The following is a 20,752-nucleotide window of genomic DNA, read 5'->3' as shown; positions in this document are numbered from 1 at the left end:
CTAGACAAATGTGGACAGCCTTGTTTAATAGATCCTCGATGCCCCACGACAACCTCGGATGAAGGCTGTCCACATTTGTCGTGGGTTGTTGCAGGGGGATTTTGAGCCAATCATTCCACTATCAGTCTGTAGTGTCACGGGGCAGATTTATACGCAAGATGTTATTGTGGACACAGGTTTTAACGGGTGGCTATCATTGCCTCCAAGTATTATTGCCGAACTGGGACTAATCTGGAAACGACGAGGACGAGCCATTCTGGGAGATGGTAGGGAATGTATATTTAACGTGTGCGAAGCGGTTGTCTTGTGGGACGCAGCAATTCTTACAATTCCTCTTGATGAAGCTGATTCAGAGCCACTGATTGGGATGTCGCTGATGGAGGGCTATCAGCTAACAGTTCAAGCAATTGAGGGTGGTCGCGTGGAACTTAACAAGCTAAACGCGGTTTAACCCCACCGTACTTTGATTGTTGGTGAGATCGCTCTTGATATGTGCGGTGGATAATAGGCAACGTTACCAATCATCGGTTTCAGACTGCCGCTCAATTTGAGCGATCGCTCAATAGCCTGAATTCGCACTACTTCTCGCTGCTCGTTAAGCACTGCCTGTAACGCTTATAACGCGGTCTATACAAATATTAATGATTGGGTAATCGTTTAATATCTATGTAGTTAGCAGTCGTTTGTCTTATTATCCTTTACACATCATACTTCAGATGACGCAGTATCAATATCAAGTTGGAGGTAGTCTTCCTGAAGATGCTTTAACTTATGTCACCCGCAAAGCTGATACAGAACTTTATGAAAGTTTGCAAGCGGGAGAATTTTGTTATGTACTAAATTCTCGGCAAATGGGAAAATCAAGCTTGCGGGTGCATGTGATGCAGCGATTGCAATCGAAAGGTGTTGCTTGTGCGGCAATTGATATTACAGCGATCGGTACATCGGATATTACCCCAGAACAATGGTATGCGGGGATTATTGATACTATTGTTGGGACATTTGGGCTTTACAATGATTTTGATTTAGATGAGTGGTGGACAGAGAACGATTTGCTCTCACCAGTGCAGCGTTTAAGTAAGTTTATCGAAACTGTGCTGCTAAAGTCGATTAGTGAGAACATTGTTATTTTTATTGATGAAATTGATAGTATCCTCAGCATCAATTTTAATTTAGATGATTTTTTCGCCGTTATCCGCGACTGTTACAACCGACGTGCAGACCAATTTATATATAACCGCTTGACATTTGCACTGTTGGGTGTATCAACACCTTCTGATTTAATTGGCGATAAGCGACGCACACCATTTAATATTGGCAGAGCAATTGATTTAACCGGATTTCAACTTGAAGAAGCACAACCCCTGGCAACCGGATTAGCAGGAGTAGGTGAAGAGCAAGTATTAATGCAAGCTGTGTTGGATTGGACTGGGGGACAACCGTTTCTCACGCAAAAGGTTTGTAAGTTGGTGGTGAAATTCGCCAATCAATCTTTAAGTTTACCAGAAATAGTTGCTGATGTTATTCAAAATAAGATTATTCAGAATTGGGAAACGCAAGACGAGCCAGAGCATTTAAGAACACTTCGGGATAGACTGTTGCGAAGTAGCGAACAGCGTACCGGACGATTATTAGCTTTGTGTCAGCAGATTTTGCGAGAGAAAGAGATAGAAGCTGACGATAGTCCAGAACAAACAGAACTGCGTTTAACTGGGTTGGCTGTCAAACGTGGTGGCAAGCTGCGAATTTATAACCAAATTTATGAGACGATATTTAATGAAGAGTGGTGCGAGAAAGAACTTGCAAAACTCCGCCCATATGCCAATACACTCAATGCCTGGGTTGCTTCTGAGTCACAAGACAATTCGCGTCTGTTGCGGGGACAAGCTTTGCAAGAAGCTTTACAATGGTCAACTGACAAGAGTTTAAGCAATTTAGATTATCAATATTTATCTGCAAGTCAGGAGTTTGACAAACAAGCAGCTTTAGCAGTTGAAAAAGAAGCTAATCAAATTTTGGCACAAGCGCGACAAAAAGCGGAAAAGGCTTTAGAGAAAGAATTGCAAGCAAATCAAGTATTAGCAGTTGCACAACAGAAAGCTAGGCGCATTTTGTTTTTCACTGCAATTGGAGCGATCGCTTCAGGTGGATTGGCTGCATTTGGTTGGCAGCAATTTAGAATAGCACAAATTGCCACACAGTTGGAACAATCATCTGCACGTTTGTTGCGGTTGTCTGAGTTTGCTAGTATTGATAATTTAATCGAAGCGATACAACCTGCAAACGATTTAAAAGAAGTAGTTAATGATGGGCGATCGCTGATAAAATACCCAACTGTAAGTCCTCTACTATCCTTGCAAACCACTTTAGAAAATATTCACGAGAAAAATCGATTAGAGCATAAAGGTGCGCTTGAAAAGGTGGTGTTTAGTCCTGATGGCAAGACTATTGCCACTGCATCAAGTGACGCTACAGCGAAGTTGTGGAACCCGCAAGGTATCGTACTTGCTACCCTCAACCATAACTCAGAGGTTATCAACGTAGCATTTAGTCCTGATGGCAAGACGGTAGCAACTGCTTCAAAAGACAAAACAGCGAAGTTGTGGAACCTGCAAGGTAAGGGACTTGCTACCCTCAACCATAACACAGAGGTTATCAACGTAGCGTTTAGTCCCGACAGCAAGATGGTGGCAACTGCTTCAGCTGACAAGACAGCGAAGTTGTGGAACCTGCAAGGTAAGGGACTTGCCACCCTCAAGCATAACAAAGCGGTTTACAGCGTAGCGTTTAGTCCTGACGGCAAGATGGTGGCAACAGCATCAGATGACAAGACAGCGAAGTTGTGGAACCTCAAAGGAGGGAAAATTGCCACTCTCAAGCATAAAGGTGTAGTTAGAAACGTGGTGTTTAGCCCAGATAGCAAGACGGTTGGGACTGCATCAGGTGACAAGACAGCGAAGTTGTGGAACCTCAAAGGAGGGGAAATTGCTATTTTCAAGCACAACGATGTGGTCTACAAAGTGTTGTTTAGTCCTGACGGCAAGACTATTGCCACTGCATCACGTGACAAGACAGCGAATTTGTGGAACCTCAAAGGAGGGGTTTCACAAAAGCTAGACAAAAATGGACAGGCTTGTTTTAAAGATCCTCAACACCCAACGAGTCACTCGGATGAAGCCTGTCCATTTTTGTCCGGGTTCAGTCCAAGGGAAATTGCCACCCTCCAGCATAACGATGCGGTCAACGATGTGGTGTTTAGTCCCGACGGCAAGACTGTGACGACAGCATCAACTGACAAAACAGCTAAGTTGTGGAACCTGCAAGGTCATGAAATTGCCACCTTCAACCATAACGATGCGGTCAACGATGTGGTGTTTAGTCCTGATGGCAAGACTGTGGCAACAGCTTCAGATGAAAGCACAGCTCGCTTGTGGAACCTCAAAGTAAGCGAAGTTGCCACCGTCCAGCATAAGGGTCAAGTTTACAAAGCGGTCTTCAGCAATGATGGCAAAACTATAGCGACAGCTTCAAAAGACAAAACAGCGAAATTGTGGCACCTGCAAAAAAAGGAAATTCCCACCCTCCAGCATAACGATCAAGTTTACAAAGTGGTGTTGAGTAATGATGGCAAAATAGCCACAGCTTCAAAAGACAAAACAGCGAAATTGTGGAACCTGCAAGGCAGCTTAATTGCCACTCTCCAACATCAAGGAGAAGTCTACGATGTGGTGTTCAGCAACGACAATAAGATTGTTGGGACTGCATCAAAAGACGGTACAGCTAAGTTATGGAATCTGCAAGGTGATGTAATTGTTACCCTCAAGCATAATGTTCCAGTCTACAAAGTGGTGTTCAGCAATGATGGCAAAACTGTAGCGACTACATCAAAAGACGGTACAGCCAAGTTGTGGAACCTGCAAGGTCATGTAATTGCCACCTTCAAACATAACAATGCGGTTAACGATGTAGTGTTTAGCAATGATGGCAAGACTATTGCGACTGCATCAAAAGACAATACAGCCAAGTTGTGGAACCTCAAAGGAGAGGAAATTGCCACCCTCCAGCATAACGCAGAGGTTAACAATGTGGTGTTTAGTCCTGACGGCAAGACGGTTGCGACTGCATCAAAAGACAATACAGCCAAGTTGTGGAACCTCAAAGGAAAGGAACTTGACACCCTCAAGCATAATGGAGAGGTTAACAATGTGATGTTTAGTGATGATGGCAAGACGGTTGCGACTGCTTCAAAAGACGGTACACTACGCTTATGGACTCAAGTAGGCGATACTTGGCAGCAGTTTGCTGAATATCAAGCTAGCTTTGGAGTGTTTAGCCCGGATGGTAAACTAATTGCGATTGTAGTTGGTGAGAATACCGTCCAGTTGCGTCCGGTTGAGGGTTTGGATGAACTGCTAGCACGAAGTTGCGGATGGCTAAAAGATTATCTTTCTACACGTCCTGATGTGGGGAAGCAGGTTTGTCCTAGTTAGGGGACAGGGAGGGGACAGGGGGACAAGGGGGACAAGGTGTGTATGCGGTGCATAGTCGGCGCGATAAGCTGGTAGTAACAGCCTCGCACTTATACGCTTTTTAAGCCACTCATATCGGGTTCGGTTAAAGACTTATTATTAAGACCGCAGTTCTTGGTAGGGAGCAGTTTTCGGATTTTTGCACAGATGCACCCAATAGTAACTAATTTGCCGAACTTGATATCAACTCAGATCTTCCACCCGGAAATACAAATCGAGAATTTCGCTTACATCCCCAGGATTTTGACACAATTCCTTTAGTCCCCAAATCTCAGGTGGAATGGGGACTGGGTTACTACGCAGATCCAGATGTCTGAGTTTTTGGAGTTGTCCAATTTCTTCTGGCAGACTGCTCAGTTGATTATTGTAGAGGTCGAGCGTTTCTAAGTTGACCAGTTGGACAATATCATGCGGCAGACTGCTCAGTTGATTGCTGCTAAGGTCGAGCGTTTCTAAGTTGGTGAGTTGGACAATTTCTTCTGGCAGACTGCTGAGTCGATTGCTGCTGAGGTTGAGCGTTTCTAAGTTGGTGAGTTTTCCAAAATCATGCGGCAGACTGCTCAGTTGATTATTGTAGAGGTCGAGCGTTTGTAAGTTGACCAGTTGGACAATTTCGTTTGGCAGACTGCTCAGTTGATTATCGTAGAGGTCGAGCGTTTGTAAGTTAGTAAGTTTTCCAAAATCATGCGGCAGACTGCTCAGTTGATTTCTGCTGAGGTCGAGCGATTGTAAGTTGGTGAGTTTTCCAATTTCCTGTGGCAGACTGCTCAGTTGATTTCTGCTGAGGTCGAGCGATTGTAAGTTGGTGAGTTGGACAATTTCCTGCGGCAGACTGCTCAGTTGATTTCTACTGAGGTAGAGCGTTTCTAAGTTGGTGAGTTGGACAATTTCCTCTGGCAGACTGGTTAAGTTATTAGCAACAACTTGAAGTTCTTGAAGATGATTAAGTAATCCAATTTCCGCAGGTAAAACGCTCAGGTTGTTCCCGATAGTACCGACGATATAACCCTTTTGATTATATTGGTATTTGCCGAGAATCAGCTTTTTGAGTTGAGTCAGCTTACCAATTTCAGCGGGTAAAGCTGTCAAGTCTTTGCCAGAGAGGTCAAATTCGGTTGCCCCTTCTCTTGCAGCTTGTTCAATTAGCTGTAGCAGTTCTTTGTCGGTCATGAGTAATTAGGGGGAGGGGGGACGACAGGGGGACAGGGGGACAAGGGGAGCCAGTGCGTTGCGCGGGTTTCCCGCGTTGAAGCATCTGGCGTGGACAAGTAGGGTGCGTTATAACGAAGTTTAACGCACCATTTATAGTCCCAGGTGCTGTAATGAATGGCAGTAATACACCCGACGGTAGTTTTATATTTAATTCAACCTACCTACTTAGTTCTGCGATAAGTCTGATTTTTTCGTATAACGAGTGTTGGAACTGCATTAATGAGTGTTGGAACTGCATTAATGAGTCTTTGAACCTCATTAATGAGTCTTTGAACCTCATTAATGAGTCTTTGAACCTCATTAATGAGTCTTTGAACCTCATTAATGAGTCTCGGAACCTCATTAATGAGTCTCGGAACCTCATTAATGAGTCTTGGAACCTCATTAATGAGTCTCGGAACCTCATTAAAGAGTCTTGGAACCTCATTAATGAGTCTTTGAACCTCATTAATGAGTCTTGGAACCTCATTAATGAGTATAACGATTTTCACTTTAGTCAAATATACCAACAAACCTAACCCCCCCAGCCCCCTTCCCTATTCCGGGAAGGGGGAGAATCAAAGCCTCTCTCCTGCAAGGAGAGAGGAATGGAAGCGAGGTCTATTAACGAACTACACCCAATTGTCAAAACAAATCTAAGTCAGTCAACGCACCGAGACTGCTGGTAGATACTAATTTAGCATACTTCGCTAACACACCCTTAGTATAACGAGGTGGACGAGGTTGCCAATTTGCACGACGATTAGCTAATTCTTCATCGGATACGTTTAATTGCAACAGTCGAGCATGAGCATCAATTGTTATAGTATCACCTTCTTCCACAAGGGCGATCGCTCCCCCAACTGCTGCTTCTGGTGCCACATGTCCAACTACCATCCCATATGTACCCCCAGAAAATCTTCCGTCTGTAATTAACCCGACCGAATCAGCTAAACCCGCACCGATAATTGCTGAGGTGGGTGCTAGCATCTCTCGCATCCCCGGACCTCCCTTGGGTCCTTCGTAGCGAATCACGAGAACATCACCTGCATTTATCTTCTTTGCCAAAATCGCATCTAAACAAGATTCTTCTGATTCAAATACTCGTGCAGTTCCCGTAATCTTCGGCACTTTTACGCCTGTAATTTTCGCTACTGCTCCCTCTGTTGCCAGATTTCCCCTAAGAATAGCCAAGTGTCCTTGACGATACATCGGGTTATCCCAAGGACGAATTACATCTTGGTTGGGAGATGGTTCATCTGGTATATCTGCCAAGACTTCGGCAATTGTTTGTCCGGTGATGGTGAGAGCATCTGCGTGGAGTAAATCATGCACAAGTAGCATTTTCATCACTTGGGGAATACCACCAGCTTTGTGTAAGTCGGTGGCTACATAACGTCCGCTGGGTTTTAAATCGCACAAAACTGGAACGCGAGCGCGGATGATTTCAAAGTCATCTAAATTAAGTTCAACACCAGCAGTGTGTGCGATCGCCAAAAAATGCAATACTGCATTTGTGGAACCACCGACTGCCATAACCACCGAAATGGCATTTTCGATAGATTTGCGGGTGATAATTTGGCTGGGTAAGATTTGCTTGCGGATTGCTTCGACTAAGTAAAACGCGGATTTTTCTGTACTATCTGCCTTTTCCGCATCTTCTGCCGCCATCGTCGAGGAATATGGTAAACTCATACCCAGCGCCTCAAAAGCGGAAGACATGGTATTTGCAGTGTACATTCCCCCACAGGAACCAGCACCCGGACAAGCTTTGCCCTCAACTTCTAAAAGTTCCTTCTCGTCAATTTTCCCAGCGCTGTATTGTCCGACAGCTTCAAAAGAACTGATAACAGTTAAATCACGTCCATCGTGGTGTCCGGGTTTGATTGTACCACCATAAACAAAGATAGCCGGGATATTCATGCGAGCGATCGCAATCATCGCTCCTGGCATATTTTTATCACAACCCCCAATGGCAAGTACACCATCCATACTTTGCCCAGTGCAAGCAGTTTCAATCGAATCAGCAATTACTTCTCGTGACACCAGGGAATATTTCATTCCCTCAGTTCCCATCGAAATACCATCACTAATAGTAATAGTACCGAACAATTGCGGCATTCCTCCAGCATTTTTAATACTAGCTTCTGCCCTTAGTGCCAGTTTATTTATGCCCATATTGCAGGGAGTAATGGTGCTGTAACCATTAGCTACACCGACAATTGGCTTGGTAAAATCTTCATCTTGAAAACCAACAGCACGTAGCATCGCTCGATTAGGCGATCGCTGTACCCCTTGAGTGACAACTTGGCTTCTCAAATTTTCTGACATTTTTTTCCCTTCCGCACCATCATCTTTGTTTTAGTGCTTCTTTTGTGCGATTATTTCAAAATATCACAAACTGTAACACAAGATTTGCGTCGCAACGTGTAGCTTGTCTTCACAACTTTGTTGCAGAATTAAGCCATGACCGTCGTAGAGACGTTCCATTGGAACGTCTCTACAATATAGGCAATTAACTGGATATGATATTACCTGTATTTATTCGACCAACTATTAATACCGATTCAATTAATGATTGCGACATATGGATTGTCGTTAAGTAAGGGGATTCACAAACACTCTTTCACTCATTGACAGCCTTCTCCTTCGGAGACGCTAGCGCGAACATCCGAAAATGTCGTGGGGTATCGAGGATCTAGTAAACAAGGCTGTCCATTTTTGTCCACGTTCATTCCAAGGGTGGGGAAACCTCACCCCTACAACAATCATCACGCACATATATTATTTACACCAAATTACTTAAACGATTATGGCTGAATTGAATTGGAAAATTGGCTTTGAGATTGAGTTAATGGCACCGAGGGAACTTAGCAGACGTGACTTAGCAGAAGCGATCGCGCAGCAACATGATGGGTGGATACATCCTATTTTCCACCTTCAGTGTGAACCAAGCTTGGTTGTGGGAACTCCGTTATTTCACAATCTTACATTGGGGTTTGAGGCGAAAGCCAGACAAGGACAATTGATTGCTCGATGTGTTGACGATCTTACCCTTCAAGACGACTTAGATAAAAGTGAAAAACCGAAGCCTGGATGGTATCGAATTGTTAGCGATGATAGTAGACTATTAGAATTGGTGAGTTGCCAAACCGATGCTGGTGATTCTCTGAGCGAAGTCCTCAAACCGATCGCTAATTTATTCGCTACTAATCCCGAAGAAGGAATTGGGGGGATGGTGCGTGTTGCCGATAGTACAGGAAATCCGCCACGCGATCGCTGCACCCCTACCGGGAGAACGAGAACGTCCTTGTGAGTTAATTACCCCACCTATCGAAGTTAATCATCAAGAACGCTTAGAAAGTCTTTTAGCAAAAGCACGCTTTCTTAACTTTACCATTCCGGCTGAGAGTGCAACTCATCTGCACTTTGATGCTACACCTTTATGTTCTGCCAGAGTTATTGCTAATCTAGTTAATATTTTATGGATACATGGGGAAAATCTCAAACGATTGGTAGGAACAAATACAAGATGCACCCGCTTGGGAACGTGGAATGAAAAGTTATTAGCATTAGTTAATCAACCTGATTTTTCTGAGTTACCTTGGTCTGATGCTAAAGCACATCTTGCCAAACTTCAGTTGACAAAATACTGCGACTTTAACCTGAAAAATCTGATTCACGAAATCAAGAGCAAACATACCTTTGAAGCTCGTATTTTCCCATCTTCGATGCACCCACAACCGATTATTGAAGCAGCAGCGTTGATGGAAGCAATTCTACGTTATGCAATAACAGCACCCAAAATATCATTATCTGCACCCCTAGAATGGAAATTAGAATCTGTGCAGGAGTTTCTCAAAGAACTACCTTTATCTGAAGATTTTCGCTTTGTTTGGTTGTCTCGCGCCAAAAGGATATCATATATATTGTAGAGACGTTCCGGCGCGAATTGTAGAGACGTTCCGGCGCGAATTGTAGAGACGTTCCGGCGCGAATTGTAGAGACGTTCCAGTGGAACGTCTCTACGACGTAAAATTAATTCAACGGATATATATCAAATCGAATTGATATAATTAGCTGACCATGCTGCTTGAAAAAAGTCTCGCTCGCACAACATGGCATAACGATAAGTTGAATGTACTAAGGTAGTAGCAGTAGCATAACTTTCTACTAAGCTTTCTAATTGTGCTGCGAGTGGCTGAAAATCTGCGCTGCTATAAGTGCGAATCCAGTCTGCATACTGATGATTGGGAATACCATTACGCGCTAACTCTTGTCCCAAAAACGCATACAAACGCATACAGGGAGACATCGCAGCAGCAGTTAAACCGACATCTCCACCCCAAGCGATCGCTAATAAAAAGTCAGTATAGCGCCTAGTAGCTGCTTCTGGTTCAACAGATTGCAAATCGACTTTCCACGCTTCAGCATAGCTTTGATGTAGCTGTAATTCTTGCAAAACTCCAGCAGCTAAATTGTGAAATACGATAAATCCTGCCCAATCTGGTGCTTTCGCAGCTGCGATACTGTAAGCACGAGCAAAAGCTTCTAAGAAAAAAGCATCTTGTCCTACATAGTAAGCGAACTTCTGCGGATCTAGCGTACCATCAGCAATGCCTTGAACAAAAGGATGCTCTAAACAAGCTTGCGCTAAATCTTGATTTGCTTTCCACAATTGGGCAGATATGGTCATTTGTTAAGTGTTGGGAATAGGTAATAGGTAATAGGTAATGGGTAATAGGTAATAGGTAATAGAAAGAAATTGTCCCCCTTGTCTCCTTGTCCCCCCACTCCCCACTCCCCACTCCCCACTCCCCACTCCCCTAAAAGGGAAAGAACTGAAGTAATACTGACGCCACTCCGCCTAAAAAGTCAACTAAACTAGGTTTGCCGGTAGTTACTTTACTACCTTGAGGTGTTTTCAGTTCGAGAAGAAAAGCTTGTGCTGTTTGCATTCCGGGGTTGTCGTTTTTAGTTTTAAACAAATTTTCGGCGATTTGAGCATCTTGAAATGCACCTTGTCTATCTAAAATTTGATAACGAGCGACACCACGAGCGAGATAAGCGCCGGCAAAGTCTGGTTTAATAGCGATCGCTTGATTAAAATAATCAATTGCTTGTTGTTGGTTGCCTTTTTGCGCTTCTGCTACACCCCAAGCATAAAATTCTTCTGGCTTGGCTGCTTGCAATGGTATACCCAGCGCTCCTTGCAAGTTAGCATTGTTAAGGCTGACATTATTTAGTTCCGCGTTCGCAAGATAGCTATTTCTCAAGTCAGTACCCAGCAAATTTGCGTCATTAAGTTTCGCACCGCTGAGGTTAACTCCAAATAAACTCGCACCGCTCAAGTTTGCACCTGTTAAATCAGCACCGCTCAAGTTTGCACGACTGAGGTTTGCACCACTGAGATTAGCTTTGCTCAAATTGGCTCCAGATAAGTCTGCTAGCACCAAACCAGCACCGCTTAAATCGCAGCTTTCACATTGTTTGGTTGCTAGCAACTGTCTAATGTGTTCAGAATTTGCAGCTTGAGCGACGGTTGTCAAGCTAATTGTGGTTAAAAATACGACTGTGGATAGAGCTGGCTTTTTCATAATCTGTGTCAGAATCTTTCTTAACTAAAAAGTTCGCCTGAGAAGGTTGACACAGTTATAACTCAGCTGAAAGTATCAAGCATAACTAGATCCTTGAGATGAGTCTATCGCCGACTGTAGTGCTGTATAGATTCAGTTATTCCGCTCGGTTAAAGTGAAAACTGCATGATTGTGCAAGTTCACCTGCCTAGTTGTCTGAGGTGAAGACCAACTAATCTTGGCAGATAAGCTAAGTGCAAAAGTTAGGAAAGTCGCCAATAATAATTTTTCCAGCATAGTCACACCTCACAATCATTAAGTAATCACTCAACCACTATTTCCGTTTTAGCGTATGATTTATGTTTCTCCCAAGCTAAGTGATAACCGAATGTGGTAAACGTGATTTGCATCTGTTTTCGGGGTGATGTTAGTCACGTAAATTCTGGTTATAGGGCGATCCCCGATTACTGACCAGGAACTACAAACAATATAAATAAATTCTGTATTTTTTACTGACAAGCGGGGATCAACTACATAGACTTGCGATCGCAAGAAAATCGCGCCAAGCTACAAGAATGCGCGACATGCGATTCTTATGGTTTGATCCAAAAAGAGCGATCGCACTATGAGCGTGTAAACCAAAATCGAGTGCGCGATCGCCTAATTAAAAAACGATGATTTTGCATTATACGTCAAAAATTGAATATATTGTAGAGACGTTCCGCGCCCTACGTCTCTATGATTCATTCCACGGTTATGCAATGCCAGTTTTTTATAAGTAATTAACCGAACTTCATATTACGCAGATTTACACCGCCTAAATCTGCGTTACACCGTAGTAAGCGATTTATCGCTTTATTTGGGCACTTTAGTGCCCACTACGAGTTTATAAAACTACCTTTGTGGTTTCGATGCTGACAAAAGCTGATAATAGAATGTTCCTGCTAAAAAAGCTCCGAGAATTGGTGCTGTCCAAAATAGCCACAACTGATCGATCGCCCAACCACCCACGAAAACCGCAGGACCCAAACTCCGAGCCGGATTCACCGATGTATTAGTAACGGGAATGCTAATCAAGTGAATCAGTGTTAATACTAAACCAATGGCAATGGGAGCAAAACCACCAGACGCACGAGAGTCAGTAGCACCCAAGATAATTATCAAAAAGATGAAACTGAGAACTAACTCGGTAATAAAACAAGCAAACAACGAATAGCCACCAGGAGAATGATCGGGTCCAAAACCGTTAGTTGCCAGGGGATTTGAACCGCTAAGTATAAATCCTGGTTTACCAGAAGCAATTAAATAGAGAATGCCGGCAGCAGCGATCGCTCCAAATACCTGAGAGCCAATATACAACAAAAGCTCTGATGCGGGAAAGCGCTTTGCTGCCCAAAGTCCAATAGAAACCGCTGGATTAAAGTGACCCCCAGAAATAGGACCCATCGCATAAGCCATTGTCAATACACACAGACCAAACGCTAAAGAAACTCCAACTAATCCGATGCCTAAAGGGTATCTTATATTCTCAGCAATGTTTGCATTTTCTGCTGTAAATGCTGCTGCTAATACTGCACTACCACAACCACCAAATACTAGCCAGAAAGTTCCTATAAACTCTGCTAGACAACGCTTAAACTGTGACATGTTATTAGTAACAGCATGAAATTAGTAATAAGTCAATATTATCTAATAGTTTTATTTGTCATTAGTTTATTCGGTTTATTTTAATTTATATTGGTTTATTTGGTAATTAATAAAAACTGTTCAAAATCATCTTGACAAATAAGATACCCGACTTCTTAGAGAAGTCGGGTATCTGGTTCGGATTTAACCGATAAAGGGTACACCTGATACAGCGATCGCACCCGCAATTGCACTAGCTGCGAGGGATGTTAAAGCTGTACCAAATAACCACCAAGCTGCACTTGCAACGGTTTTCTTGGTTTCTTCGGCTTGCTTTTTCGCTTGGTCTTTAATTGCCTTTAAACGTCTTTGTGTTTCTTTTTGGATGCGTTCGGCTTGGTGCAAAACGCTATCGCGTGAGGCTTCAATTTGGTCGATAATCTTATTAGCTTGCGCTTCGGAAATATCTTGACGCGAACTAATGACAGAAACTAAAGTACCACGGTCGAATTGACTCAAGCGATCGCGCAAAGCTTCAAATCCAGCTTGGGGATCGTCAAAGACTTTCGTAACGTCTTGCTTAATTCCTTCATAGTTGAGTTCCGGACGATCCAGCGCGTTGAGATAGTCGCGAATTTTCGCAAAACTTCCCTCAACTACCGATTGCACTCGTTGCTGAATCTGTTGGTACTGTTCTACAAGTGAGTTGCGAACCGATTCGATTTGGTCTACAATACGGTTTGCTTCTTCTTCGGAGATATCCTCACGTTGGGAGAGCAATGCAACTAATGATGAACGGTCGATTTTAGAAACGCGATCGCTTAAACTTCCAATTCCCGCACGGGGAGAATACAACAACAATTGTAAATCGCGCTTGATTGCATCTGGGTTAAGTTCTTCTTTGTTAGTGTTCCGCAAATAGTTTTCCAGATTCGCTTCAAAATCTAAAGCTTGTTTGGTAGCACGATTTGCTAAACGACGCGGTGCTTTTACAATGCTGTCAATCGCTGATTGTACTTCATCGATTATCTGATTAACTTGTTCTTCGCTTAAGTTTCCGGTGGAGGTGACAAGTTTAGTTAAGGTTTCTCGATCAACTTGCGATAAGCGATCGCGTAAAGCAGATGCACCTTCTTTGGGATTGTCGAGTAACTTTTCTAAATCTGCTTTGATACCTTCTGGATTCAGTTCTTCTAGATTCGTGTTGCGGAGATATTCACCGATTGCTGTTGTCGTTTGTTCGTATTGTTGTTTCGCTTGATCTGCGACTTTTTGCGGTGCTTGCAAAATATTATCGCGTACCGATTCCAAATTATCGAGAATTTGGTTAAGCTGTTCTTCGCTTAAATCTTGACGCTGACTCAACAGTTGAACTAATGTATCGCGGTCAAATTGCGATAAGCGATCGCGCAGTAAGCTAATTCCCGCTTGCGGATCGTCCAGCAATACTTTAAACTCGCGTTTAATAGCGTCCGGATTGAGTTCTTCTTTGTTAGTATTGCGGAGATATTCTTCTACTCTTTGACGCAGTTCATCAGCTTTAGCTTTTGTTTGTTGTTGCAATTCTTGAGCGCGATTCAAGACGTTATCGCGAGTGTTTTCGATTGAACCAACAATATTGTTAGCTTCTTCATCGCTGATATCTTGACGTTGCTTGAGCAATTGTACCAAAGTATCGCGGTCAAATTGTTTGAAGCGATCGCTTAAATCTTCAAAACCCGCTTCTGGATCTTCAACTAACTTAGCAAAATCGCGTTGAATACCTTCTGGGTTGAGTTCTTCTTTTCCTGTCGAACGCAGATATTCAGAAATGCGGGTGCGGAAGTTTTGATTTGTTTCGCGGGATTCTGCTTGCCGAACAACTTCTAAAACTTCGTTGCGATCGCTTTCCATTTGTTCGGAAATTTCTTTGATCCGCGCTTCGCTGATATCACCACGCTGCTTCAACAAATTGGTAAAATACTCTAAGTTGAGTTCTTCTAATTGCCGTCTTACTTTTCCTGGATCTGCATTTTGGTCATAAATCACATCTTTGAATTCATCTTTCAGCGTGATTCGATTGAAATGCCAAGGAAACGAATTCAAAATGTAATCTTCTACATCCGTCTTAATCGTGTTGCTAGCTGCTGGCAATTTTGCCGTTGCTTGCTGGCTCAAATTTTGTAATTGCTGTCTAATTTTATCAACATCTACATCTTTAACTTTTTCTTTCAGCTTTTGCAACTGAGGTGTGATTTTTTCTAAATCGATATTCGACAGATTTGCATTCTTCAATACTACAGGTACAGCAGCGCTCAAGCCATATTGAATAGCTTGTTTCATCATGCCATTGCTTTGCTTGCCGTTACCACTGCCAGATGTAACTAACTCTTGAAGACGTTCGCCTAATTTATCAGAATTTAATTCTTCCGGACTCGCAGAATTAAGCAAATTCAATACTTGCTCTGTGGGATTTTGTCGATTTAAAACTTGTTGCCAAGCACCTTCTAATTGGTCAGCAATGTTATTTATATCTTCTTGAGAAAAGTCTGTGCGACTGCTAACTAAATCAACAAAACTCTGGCGATTAATATTTTTCAACACATCGCTGTTGCCGAGAGATTGTAAATCAGTATCTTTCAGCAACTGGTCAAATTGATTGCGAATATCTTTGGTATCCAACTTTGGTAATTGCAGAGAACTTAAAGAACTTTGCAGCGTATTTTTGATACTGTCAGAATCAAAACCAGAAGTTAATTCGCGACGAACTGCGGCTGTAATATCTTCCGCTGTCGAAACCATTTGATTTTTAGCAGCATTAGCACCTAAAGCTGCGGTTGCTGTTCCCATCATTCCTTGAAAGCCAGCAGATGCAGTCTTTACAAGAGAACCAATTAATGAACCTACGGCTGAAGAACCTAACCAAACTATTAATGAAAAGTAAGCAGACCAGATAACTACACCGATAATTGCTCCTAAAGCTGCGCTACCAATTAAACTTAGTTTTACTGCTAGAAAACAAGCAGCGAATAAAGCAATACTCGCGGTTATCAGTGCCCAAATTCCTACTTTTGCTTCAACATTGCGAATTGTACTACCCAAGCTTTGGGAATCATCATCAGATGAGTCACCACCTAAAGCAGCGATTCCCACAGCTAGAGAGAAGTTTGTTAATAAAAATTGAAAGGCAAATGCCATCAATACACCAGATAGCATTGCTACCAAAAACTTCGGTCCAGAAAAGGCTACCGAAACTTCTGGAATTACAACTGCCTGAGCAACTGGCATTGATTGTAATCCGTGTTCGTATAACTTTAAAGCTGTTTGGAAACTGGAAAACATATTATTTTCTCACTTTCGCACTTACTACTATTTTAGGCTAACGATCGCTTCTCTTGATTTACACTGACTTCGGTCATAAATATTTTTATCAAAAGTAGTAGTTTTGCAGGCAGTTATTAATTTAATTTTTGATACATTTCTTCAAATAAACTCCGAAATATAAATTATATTTTTATATATAGATTAAACAAGCAAGTTTTTGCTTTGTTGTTATTAACATATAGGTAGAAGAACTTATATCATACTCGCGATAGAGGTAAAAGTTCTTCCAAGGGATTGATGACGAGTTTACAAATAAAATGTAGAAATAGATTTATTCAAGCCAATAAATTTGAAAAGTATTAGTATTGGAGAATTACAAAATGGTTGTGGGAGTACATAGACGCGCTGTAGGCGTATTTGCTCGTCGCCGGGATGCAGAAGAAGCGCTGCACGAACTGAAAAAATCCGGCTTTGACATGAATAGAGTGTCTGTGGTAGTGCAAGATGCAGACGGCGATAAAGATATAGCAGGTGCGGAAGTTAGAGAACGTGTTGGCGATAAATCTGATGAAGGTGCCACAGTAGGTGCTGTTACTGGCGGTACTTTAGGCGGATTGACAGGCTTGTTAGTTGGTTTGGGGACTTTAGCAATTCCGGGAATCGGACCAATTATGCTGGCTGGGGCAACAGCAACCGCCTTAGCAACAACTTTAGCAGGTGCCGGTATTGGTGCGGTAGCTGGTAGTTTGTTGGGTGGATTAATTGGTTTGGGAATTCCCGAAGAACGAGCCAGGGTTTACAACGATCGCGTACAACGAGGACAATATTTAGTTATCCTTGATGGTACAGATGCGGAAATTGCCGAAGCGGAAAAAATTCTGCATACCGGCGGTATAGAAGAGTTTGGCGTTTATGACCATCCAAATAGCCCCCCAGTAACTTCAGGTGTGGTTACTAGAGATGTTGGTGTTACTGGCGTTGGTACTCCTGTAAGCACCACCGCACCCATACATAGAAAAAGAGCGATCGGTGTATTTTCTCATCGTCGTGATGCAGAAGCTGCAATTGGCGATTTGCGCGATGCGGGAATATCGATGGATCATGTTTCGATTATCGGTAAAAACGCAGATGGCGATCGCATCGGTGGTGTGGGTGTTAACGACCGTGTAGACAATACCAAAGCCGATGATGGCGCAAAAGCAGGTGCCGTTACAGGTACTGCATTAGGCGGTTTAGGCGGCTTATTAGTTGGTCTTGGCACTTTGGCAATTCCCGGAGTCGGTCCAGTACTAGTAGGTGGTGCGGCTGCAACTGCTTTGGCTACAGCTTTGACAGGTGCTGGTATTGGTGCAGCAGCTGGGAGTATAGCTGGGGCATTAGTCGGCTTGGGAATTCCGGAAAAAAATGCGAAAGTTTATAACGATCGCATTAACAGAGGCGATTATTTGGTAATCGTTGATGGTACAGATGCAGAAGTTCACCGTGCTGAAGAAATCCTCAGACGGAGACATGTTGAAGATTTTGGCATTTATGATGCTACCGATTTAGACCGTCGAGGCGATCGCTCAGTTGTTGCTGCAGCACCATTAAATCGGGGATTTGTTGAACCAACACCTGTTGTTAACACTAACGCACCTCTGCATAGAAAAAGAGCGATCGGTGTATTCGCTCATCGTCGTGATGCAGAAGCTGCAATTGGCGATTTGCGCGATGGTGGAATATCGCTGAATCATGTTTCGATTATTGGTAAAAACGCAGACCACAACGTTGGTGGTGTAAGTGTAAATGACCGTCTAGACGATAACAAAGCCGATGATGGTGCAAAAGCAGGTGCAGTTACAGGTGGCGCATTAGGCGGATTAGGCGGCTTATTAGTTGGTCTTGGCACCTTAGCGATTCCCGGAGTCGGTCCAGTACTATTAGGTGGTGCGGCTGCAACTGCTTTGGCTACAGCATTGACAGGTGGTGCGATTGGTGCAGCAGCTGGGGGTATAGCTGGGGCATTAGTCGGTTTAGGAATTCCGGAAAAAAATGCTAAGGTTTATAACGATCGCATTAACAGAGGCGATTATTTGGTAATCGTCGATGGTACAGACGCAGAAGTTCACCGCGCTGAAGAAATTCTTAGACGGAGACATGTTGAAGATTTTGGCATTTATGATGCTACCGACTTAGACCGTCCAGGCGATCGTGGTGTTGTGACTCAACCAACATCAGTAGTTAACACCACTGAAACCAATTACGTACCGCCGACGACAGTTAATAATGATGAACCCGCAGTCATCATTATTGACCGTCGCGATGAAACTGTCTTATAACTTATTACCTCTCGTTTTTGAGCATAACCTGTTACCGATTTTAAAGCATTGTCAGGTATAACTTAGAAACGAGAGAATGAAAAACTTCCTCCTCACCACTTCACAATTTACCCGTTTCTAGTAACAATTAAACAAATGAAAAAGTTAACTCCTTTCTTTATTAGTGCTTTATTACTTTTTGGTGCTGCTGCTTGTCAAAATCCCGCTAAAACCAGCGCGGATGCACCAAATGATACTAATAAACCTGTATCTCAAACCGAAGCCCCAAGCGTACAAGCAACTGAAGCTGCCAAAGAAGACGCTCAAAGTGAAACCCGTAGAAGACAACTAAATGAGGACATTCGCGCTCGCGAACAGCGGAATAATGTGACTGGTGGCGATACCGACAGAGCTGTAGGCGACCTGAAAAGCCAAGTTCGCTCTAAGTTGGAAGCTAACATCCCCAACGGTAATTTAGCAGTTGAAGCTACAGAAAATGGCACAGTAACTGTTACCGGAACTGTGACAAATGAAGCCCAATTAGCTAAGATTGAACCTTTATCTAAAGAAATTAAAGGTGTCACAAAGGTGGAAAATAAAGCAACCGTTGTTAAGAAATAAGCAAAACTCAAACATTGTTTTCCATTCCCAAAAACAGGAGAAACATGGACGCAAACTTACAACAATCGGAATACGCTACTCCCGCTTCGCCACAAGGTATGGTAGCAATTGAAGGTTCAAACCCGCAAAATCTGCCAATACTACCACCTGCGAGTGAACCAGAAAATCAATTGCAGGAATTTGGACAACAAGTTTCGGACTTTTTGGCTAAATTGCCGGAAAACTTAGGTAGATTCTTTAGCGAATACAAGCGACCAATTATCAACGTTGGTTTATTTATAGCAGCAATTCTCGCAGTCAAAATAGTTCTGGCAATATTGGATGCACTCAATGACATTCCGCTGCTATCTCCAACTTTTGAGTTAGTAGGAATTAGTTACTCCACTTGGTTTACTTTCCGCTATTTACTCAAAGAATCGACTCGGCAAGAATTATCTGCTAACATTGAATCGTTCAAAAAACAGACTTTTGGCGGCAGCAATGTTGACCAAATGTAAATTAACCCTTGCCGATTAGCTTTCTTTAAAATTTGTCTGGAGAAGAAAGGCACTTAGAAATGAAATATCTCTTTCGCCTTTATTTTCTTTTCCAGACAAATTTACTAAAATTAAATGTTGTGTCCTCAATCCTTTTTGCTTGTTTGTGGTCAAGTCGAAATCAACTTTCTGACTTGACCATATTCTTATACAGTATAAGTAGCGGCATTGCCCAAAATTACATACACTAAAACGCACGAAAATCTATCTTCCTTAGTAAAGATTTTTTGGCGAAAAATATTTGTATCTCTTGAAAAAATCTACCTAATGATAGAGAAACAAACTGAGTTGATTGAGTTAATTCCTTTCTAAAGATAGTGTAATTTTCATAACAAAAACCCTTAATCTAGTTTATAAAGTTATTCAATCAGTTGAAAAAGGATTTGATTTATGGCTGAGGAAAAGTTTAATAAAGCAGTAGATTCATCCGATCGCGCCAAAGAAGATAATTACGATAGAGGTATTGTGCCTGCGGAAACTGCGGCTCGTAGAGAAAGAGAAGGAGATCAATTTAAAACAACCCCTACCGAAGAAAGGGAAGCAAGCGCGATCACCGACGACCAAACCCACCCTGGTGACAGCATCCGCACCACAGACGGCTACACAACCGACAAAGAAGGTCTGTTGAACAACTACGCAGTTGAACCGGAAATGTATTACGATACACCCGGAGATGCACGCCAAACAGCAGCAGCAGATCAAGCTGAACGTGTCGAAGAATTTGAAGAAATCAACGAAGACAAGCAAGGAGAATTGAGCGAAACAGGTGACAAACGCGGTAGAGGTCCGGGTGCAGTTTAGTTTTCATTACTAAAGTTTCTCTGATGGTTATACGGCATTCTCTGTGCGACGGTCGGGAAGAAAGCCCCGGTCGTCGCTTATTTAATACCTGCTGGCGCTGTAAATGTAAAAATCTCTCTTTTGCATTCCCCATTACCAATTCCCCCCTTCGGGGTTCGCCAGTCGCTCATGGGGAAGACCACGCCACTCTCCTCAACGCGGGGAACCCGCGCACGGAGGTGGCTCCCCTTGGCGCTAGCCTCTCCCTTTGGGAGAAGACCGCGCTGGCTCAC

At 43.0% G+C, this 20,752-nt stretch carries 18 protein-coding genes; 10 read left to right on the top strand and 8 right to left on the bottom strand.

Annotated elements, in window-relative coordinates; all coding sequences use genetic code 11:
- Nucleotides 1-58 precede the first annotated feature (58 nt).
- Complete coding sequence (locus PI95_RS29445) at nucleotides 59-451, top strand: aspartyl protease (protein ID WP_039752785.1); 393 nt, start codon at nucleotides 59-61, stop codon at nucleotides 449-451.
- On the opposite strand, the gene PI95_RS29440 is transcribed toward PI95_RS29445, so the two are convergent.
- A complete protein-coding gene (locus PI95_RS29440) occupies nucleotides 448-603 on the bottom strand; it encodes a hypothetical protein (RefSeq protein WP_163519301.1) in 156 nt (51 codons plus the stop codon). The two genes, PI95_RS29445 and PI95_RS29440, sit on opposite strands and share 4 nt — an antisense overlap.
- A gap of 113 nt (nucleotides 604-716) precedes the next feature.
- Between PI95_RS29440 and PI95_RS29435 the strand changes: the two genes are divergently transcribed.
- Entirely contained in the window at nucleotides 717-4,490 is a 3,774-nt protein-coding gene (locus PI95_RS29435) for an AAA-like domain-containing protein (RefSeq protein WP_039752786.1), read from the top strand.
- A 222-nt stretch (nucleotides 4,491-4,712) separates the two neighbouring features.
- Here PI95_RS29435 and PI95_RS29430 read toward each other — a convergent pair whose 3' ends face one another.
- Complete coding sequence (locus tag PI95_RS29430; protein ID WP_052325757.1) at nucleotides 4,713-5,699, bottom strand: leucine-rich repeat domain-containing protein; 987 nt, start codon at nucleotides 5,697-5,699, stop codon at nucleotides 4,713-4,715.
- 666 nt (nucleotides 5,700-6,365) lie between these two features.
- Nucleotides 6,366-8,051 carry a dihydroxy-acid dehydratase gene (gene ilvD, locus PI95_RS29425; protein ID WP_039752789.1) on the bottom strand — a complete coding sequence of 562 codons (1,686 nt, stop codon included), beginning with the start codon at nucleotides 8,049-8,051 and terminating at the stop codon, nucleotides 6,366-6,368.
- A 481-nt stretch (nucleotides 8,052-8,532) separates the two neighbouring features.
- On the opposite strand from ilvD, the gene PI95_RS37030 reads away from it, so the two are divergent.
- Both PI95_RS37030 and PI95_RS37025 read left to right on the top strand, forming a co-directional pair.
- The gene (locus PI95_RS37030; protein ID WP_268896840.1) at nucleotides 8,533-9,036 is read left to right on the top strand and encodes an amidoligase family protein; all 504 of its coding nucleotides are present in this window, start codon (nucleotides 8,533-8,535) and stop codon (nucleotides 9,034-9,036) included.
- Nucleotides 8,963-9,655 carry an amidoligase family protein gene (locus PI95_RS37025; protein ID WP_336507634.1) on the top strand — a complete coding sequence of 231 codons (693 nt, stop codon included), beginning with the start codon at nucleotides 8,963-8,965 and terminating at the stop codon, nucleotides 9,653-9,655. The genes PI95_RS37030 and PI95_RS37025 overlap by 74 nt, the downstream gene beginning before the upstream one ends.
- A gap of 122 nt (nucleotides 9,656-9,777) precedes the next feature.
- Here PI95_RS37025 and PI95_RS29415 read toward each other — a convergent pair whose 3' ends face one another.
- The 3 genes from PI95_RS29415 to PI95_RS37740 form a co-directional block, all read right to left on the bottom strand.
- Nucleotides 9,778-10,416 (bottom strand): TenA family protein, encoded by a 639-nt coding sequence (locus tag PI95_RS29415; RefSeq protein WP_039752790.1) that lies wholly within the window; start codon nucleotides 10,414-10,416, stop codon nucleotides 9,778-9,780.
- Between the two features lie 130 nt (nucleotides 10,417-10,546).
- Nucleotides 10,547-11,317, bottom strand: a complete 771-nt coding sequence (locus PI95_RS29410; RefSeq protein ID WP_039752791.1) for a pentapeptide repeat-containing protein — start codon at nucleotides 11,315-11,317, stop codon at nucleotides 10,547-10,549.
- 132 nt (nucleotides 11,318-11,449) lie between these two features.
- A complete protein-coding gene (locus PI95_RS37740; protein WP_507236770.1) occupies nucleotides 11,450-11,593 on the bottom strand; it encodes a QAALIT motif small membrane protein in 144 nt (47 codons plus the stop codon).
- A gap of 243 nt (nucleotides 11,594-11,836) precedes the next feature.
- Between PI95_RS37740 and PI95_RS29405 the strand changes: the two genes are divergently transcribed.
- Complete coding sequence (locus tag PI95_RS29405) at nucleotides 11,837-11,974, top strand: hypothetical protein (RefSeq protein WP_163519300.1); 138 nt, start codon at nucleotides 11,837-11,839, stop codon at nucleotides 11,972-11,974.
- Between the two features lie 216 nt (nucleotides 11,975-12,190).
- Here the strand turns inward: PI95_RS29405 and aqpZ are convergent, their stop codons facing one another.
- Both aqpZ and PI95_RS29395 read right to left on the bottom strand, forming a co-directional pair.
- Complete coding sequence (aqpZ, locus tag PI95_RS29400; protein ID WP_039752792.1) at nucleotides 12,191-12,943, bottom strand: aquaporin Z; 753 nt, start codon at nucleotides 12,941-12,943, stop codon at nucleotides 12,191-12,193.
- Between the two features lie 183 nt (nucleotides 12,944-13,126).
- Nucleotides 13,127-16,243 carry a hypothetical protein gene (locus tag PI95_RS29395; RefSeq protein WP_039752794.1) on the bottom strand — a complete coding sequence of 1,039 codons (3,117 nt, stop codon included), beginning with the start codon at nucleotides 16,241-16,243 and terminating at the stop codon, nucleotides 13,127-13,129.
- A gap of 362 nt (nucleotides 16,244-16,605) precedes the next feature.
- On the opposite strand from PI95_RS29395, the gene PI95_RS29390 reads away from it, so the two are divergent.
- The 5 genes from PI95_RS29390 to PI95_RS36325 form a co-directional block, all read left to right on the top strand.
- A complete protein-coding gene (locus PI95_RS29390) occupies nucleotides 16,606-18,543 on the top strand; it encodes a hypothetical protein (protein WP_039752795.1) in 1,938 nt (645 codons plus the stop codon).
- 135 nt (nucleotides 18,544-18,678) lie between these two features.
- Complete coding sequence (locus PI95_RS29385; protein ID WP_039752796.1) at nucleotides 18,679-19,143, top strand: BON domain-containing protein; 465 nt, start codon at nucleotides 18,679-18,681, stop codon at nucleotides 19,141-19,143.
- Between the two features lie 44 nt (nucleotides 19,144-19,187).
- Nucleotides 19,188-19,640: a CAAD domain-containing protein gene (locus PI95_RS29380; protein ID WP_039752797.1), complete on the top strand. Its 453-nt coding sequence runs from the start codon at nucleotides 19,188-19,190 to the stop codon at nucleotides 19,638-19,640.
- A gap of 429 nt (nucleotides 19,641-20,069) precedes the next feature.
- Nucleotides 20,070-20,480: a hypothetical protein gene (locus PI95_RS29375; RefSeq protein ID WP_039752798.1), complete on the top strand. Its 411-nt coding sequence runs from the start codon at nucleotides 20,070-20,072 to the stop codon at nucleotides 20,478-20,480.
- Between the two features lie 23 nt (nucleotides 20,481-20,503).
- The coding region (locus PI95_RS36325; RefSeq protein ID WP_236117249.1) for a hypothetical protein at nucleotides 20,504-20,752 on the top strand (249 nt) is incomplete at its 3' end.

Source organism: Hassallia byssoidea VB512170, assembly GCF_000817785.2.
GTDB classification, from domain to species: domain Bacteria; phylum Cyanobacteriota; class Cyanobacteriia; order Cyanobacteriales; family Nostocaceae; genus Hassallia; species Hassallia carrinoi.
Note: the sequence above shows the minus strand (reverse complement) of the source record. Positions and strands in the feature narration are given on the sequence as shown.

What these genes read in the sequence shown, in the direction of transcription:
- aqpZ (WP_039752792.1), bottom strand. Translation starts at nt 12,943, where the DNA reads ATGTCACAGTTTAAGCGTTGTCTAGCAGAGTTTATAGGAACTTTCTGG.
- PI95_RS29385 (WP_039752796.1), top strand. Translation starts at nt 18,679, where the DNA reads ATGAAAAAGTTAACTCCTTTCTTTATTAGTGCTTTATTACTTTTTGGT.
- PI95_RS29390 (WP_039752795.1), top strand. Translation starts at nt 16,606, where the DNA reads ATGGTTGTGGGAGTACATAGACGCGCTGTAGGCGTATTTGCTCGTCGC.
- PI95_RS29410 (WP_039752791.1), bottom strand. Translation starts at nt 11,317, where the DNA reads ATGAAAAAGCCAGCTCTATCCACAGTCGTATTTTTAACCACAATTAGC.
- ilvD (WP_039752789.1), bottom strand. Translation starts at nt 8,051, where the DNA reads ATGTCAGAAAATTTGAGAAGCCAAGTTGTCACTCAAGGGGTACAGCGA.
- PI95_RS37030 (WP_268896840.1), top strand. Translation starts at nt 8,533, where the DNA reads ATGGCTGAATTGAATTGGAAAATTGGCTTTGAGATTGAGTTAATGGCA.
- PI95_RS37740 (WP_507236770.1), bottom strand. Translation starts at nt 11,593, where the DNA reads ATGCTGGAAAAATTATTATTGGCGACTTTCCTAACTTTTGCACTTAGC.
- PI95_RS29395 (WP_039752794.1), bottom strand. Translation starts at nt 16,243, where the DNA reads ATGTTTTCCAGTTTCCAAACAGCTTTAAAGTTATACGAACACGGATTA.
- PI95_RS29430 (WP_052325757.1), bottom strand. Translation starts at nt 5,699, where the DNA reads ATGACCGACAAAGAACTGCTACAGCTAATTGAACAAGCTGCAAGAGAA.
- PI95_RS29435 (WP_039752786.1), top strand. Translation starts at nt 717, where the DNA reads ATGACGCAGTATCAATATCAAGTTGGAGGTAGTCTTCCTGAAGATGCT.
- PI95_RS29380 (WP_039752797.1), top strand. Translation starts at nt 19,188, where the DNA reads ATGGACGCAAACTTACAACAATCGGAATACGCTACTCCCGCTTCGCCA.
- PI95_RS29375 (WP_039752798.1), top strand. Translation starts at nt 20,070, where the DNA reads ATGGCTGAGGAAAAGTTTAATAAAGCAGTAGATTCATCCGATCGCGCC.
- PI95_RS29445 (WP_039752785.1), top strand. Translation starts at nt 59, where the DNA reads ATGAAGGCTGTCCACATTTGTCGTGGGTTGTTGCAGGGGGATTTTGAG.
- PI95_RS29415 (WP_039752790.1), bottom strand. Translation starts at nt 10,416, where the DNA reads ATGACCATATCTGCCCAATTGTGGAAAGCAAATCAAGATTTAGCGCAA.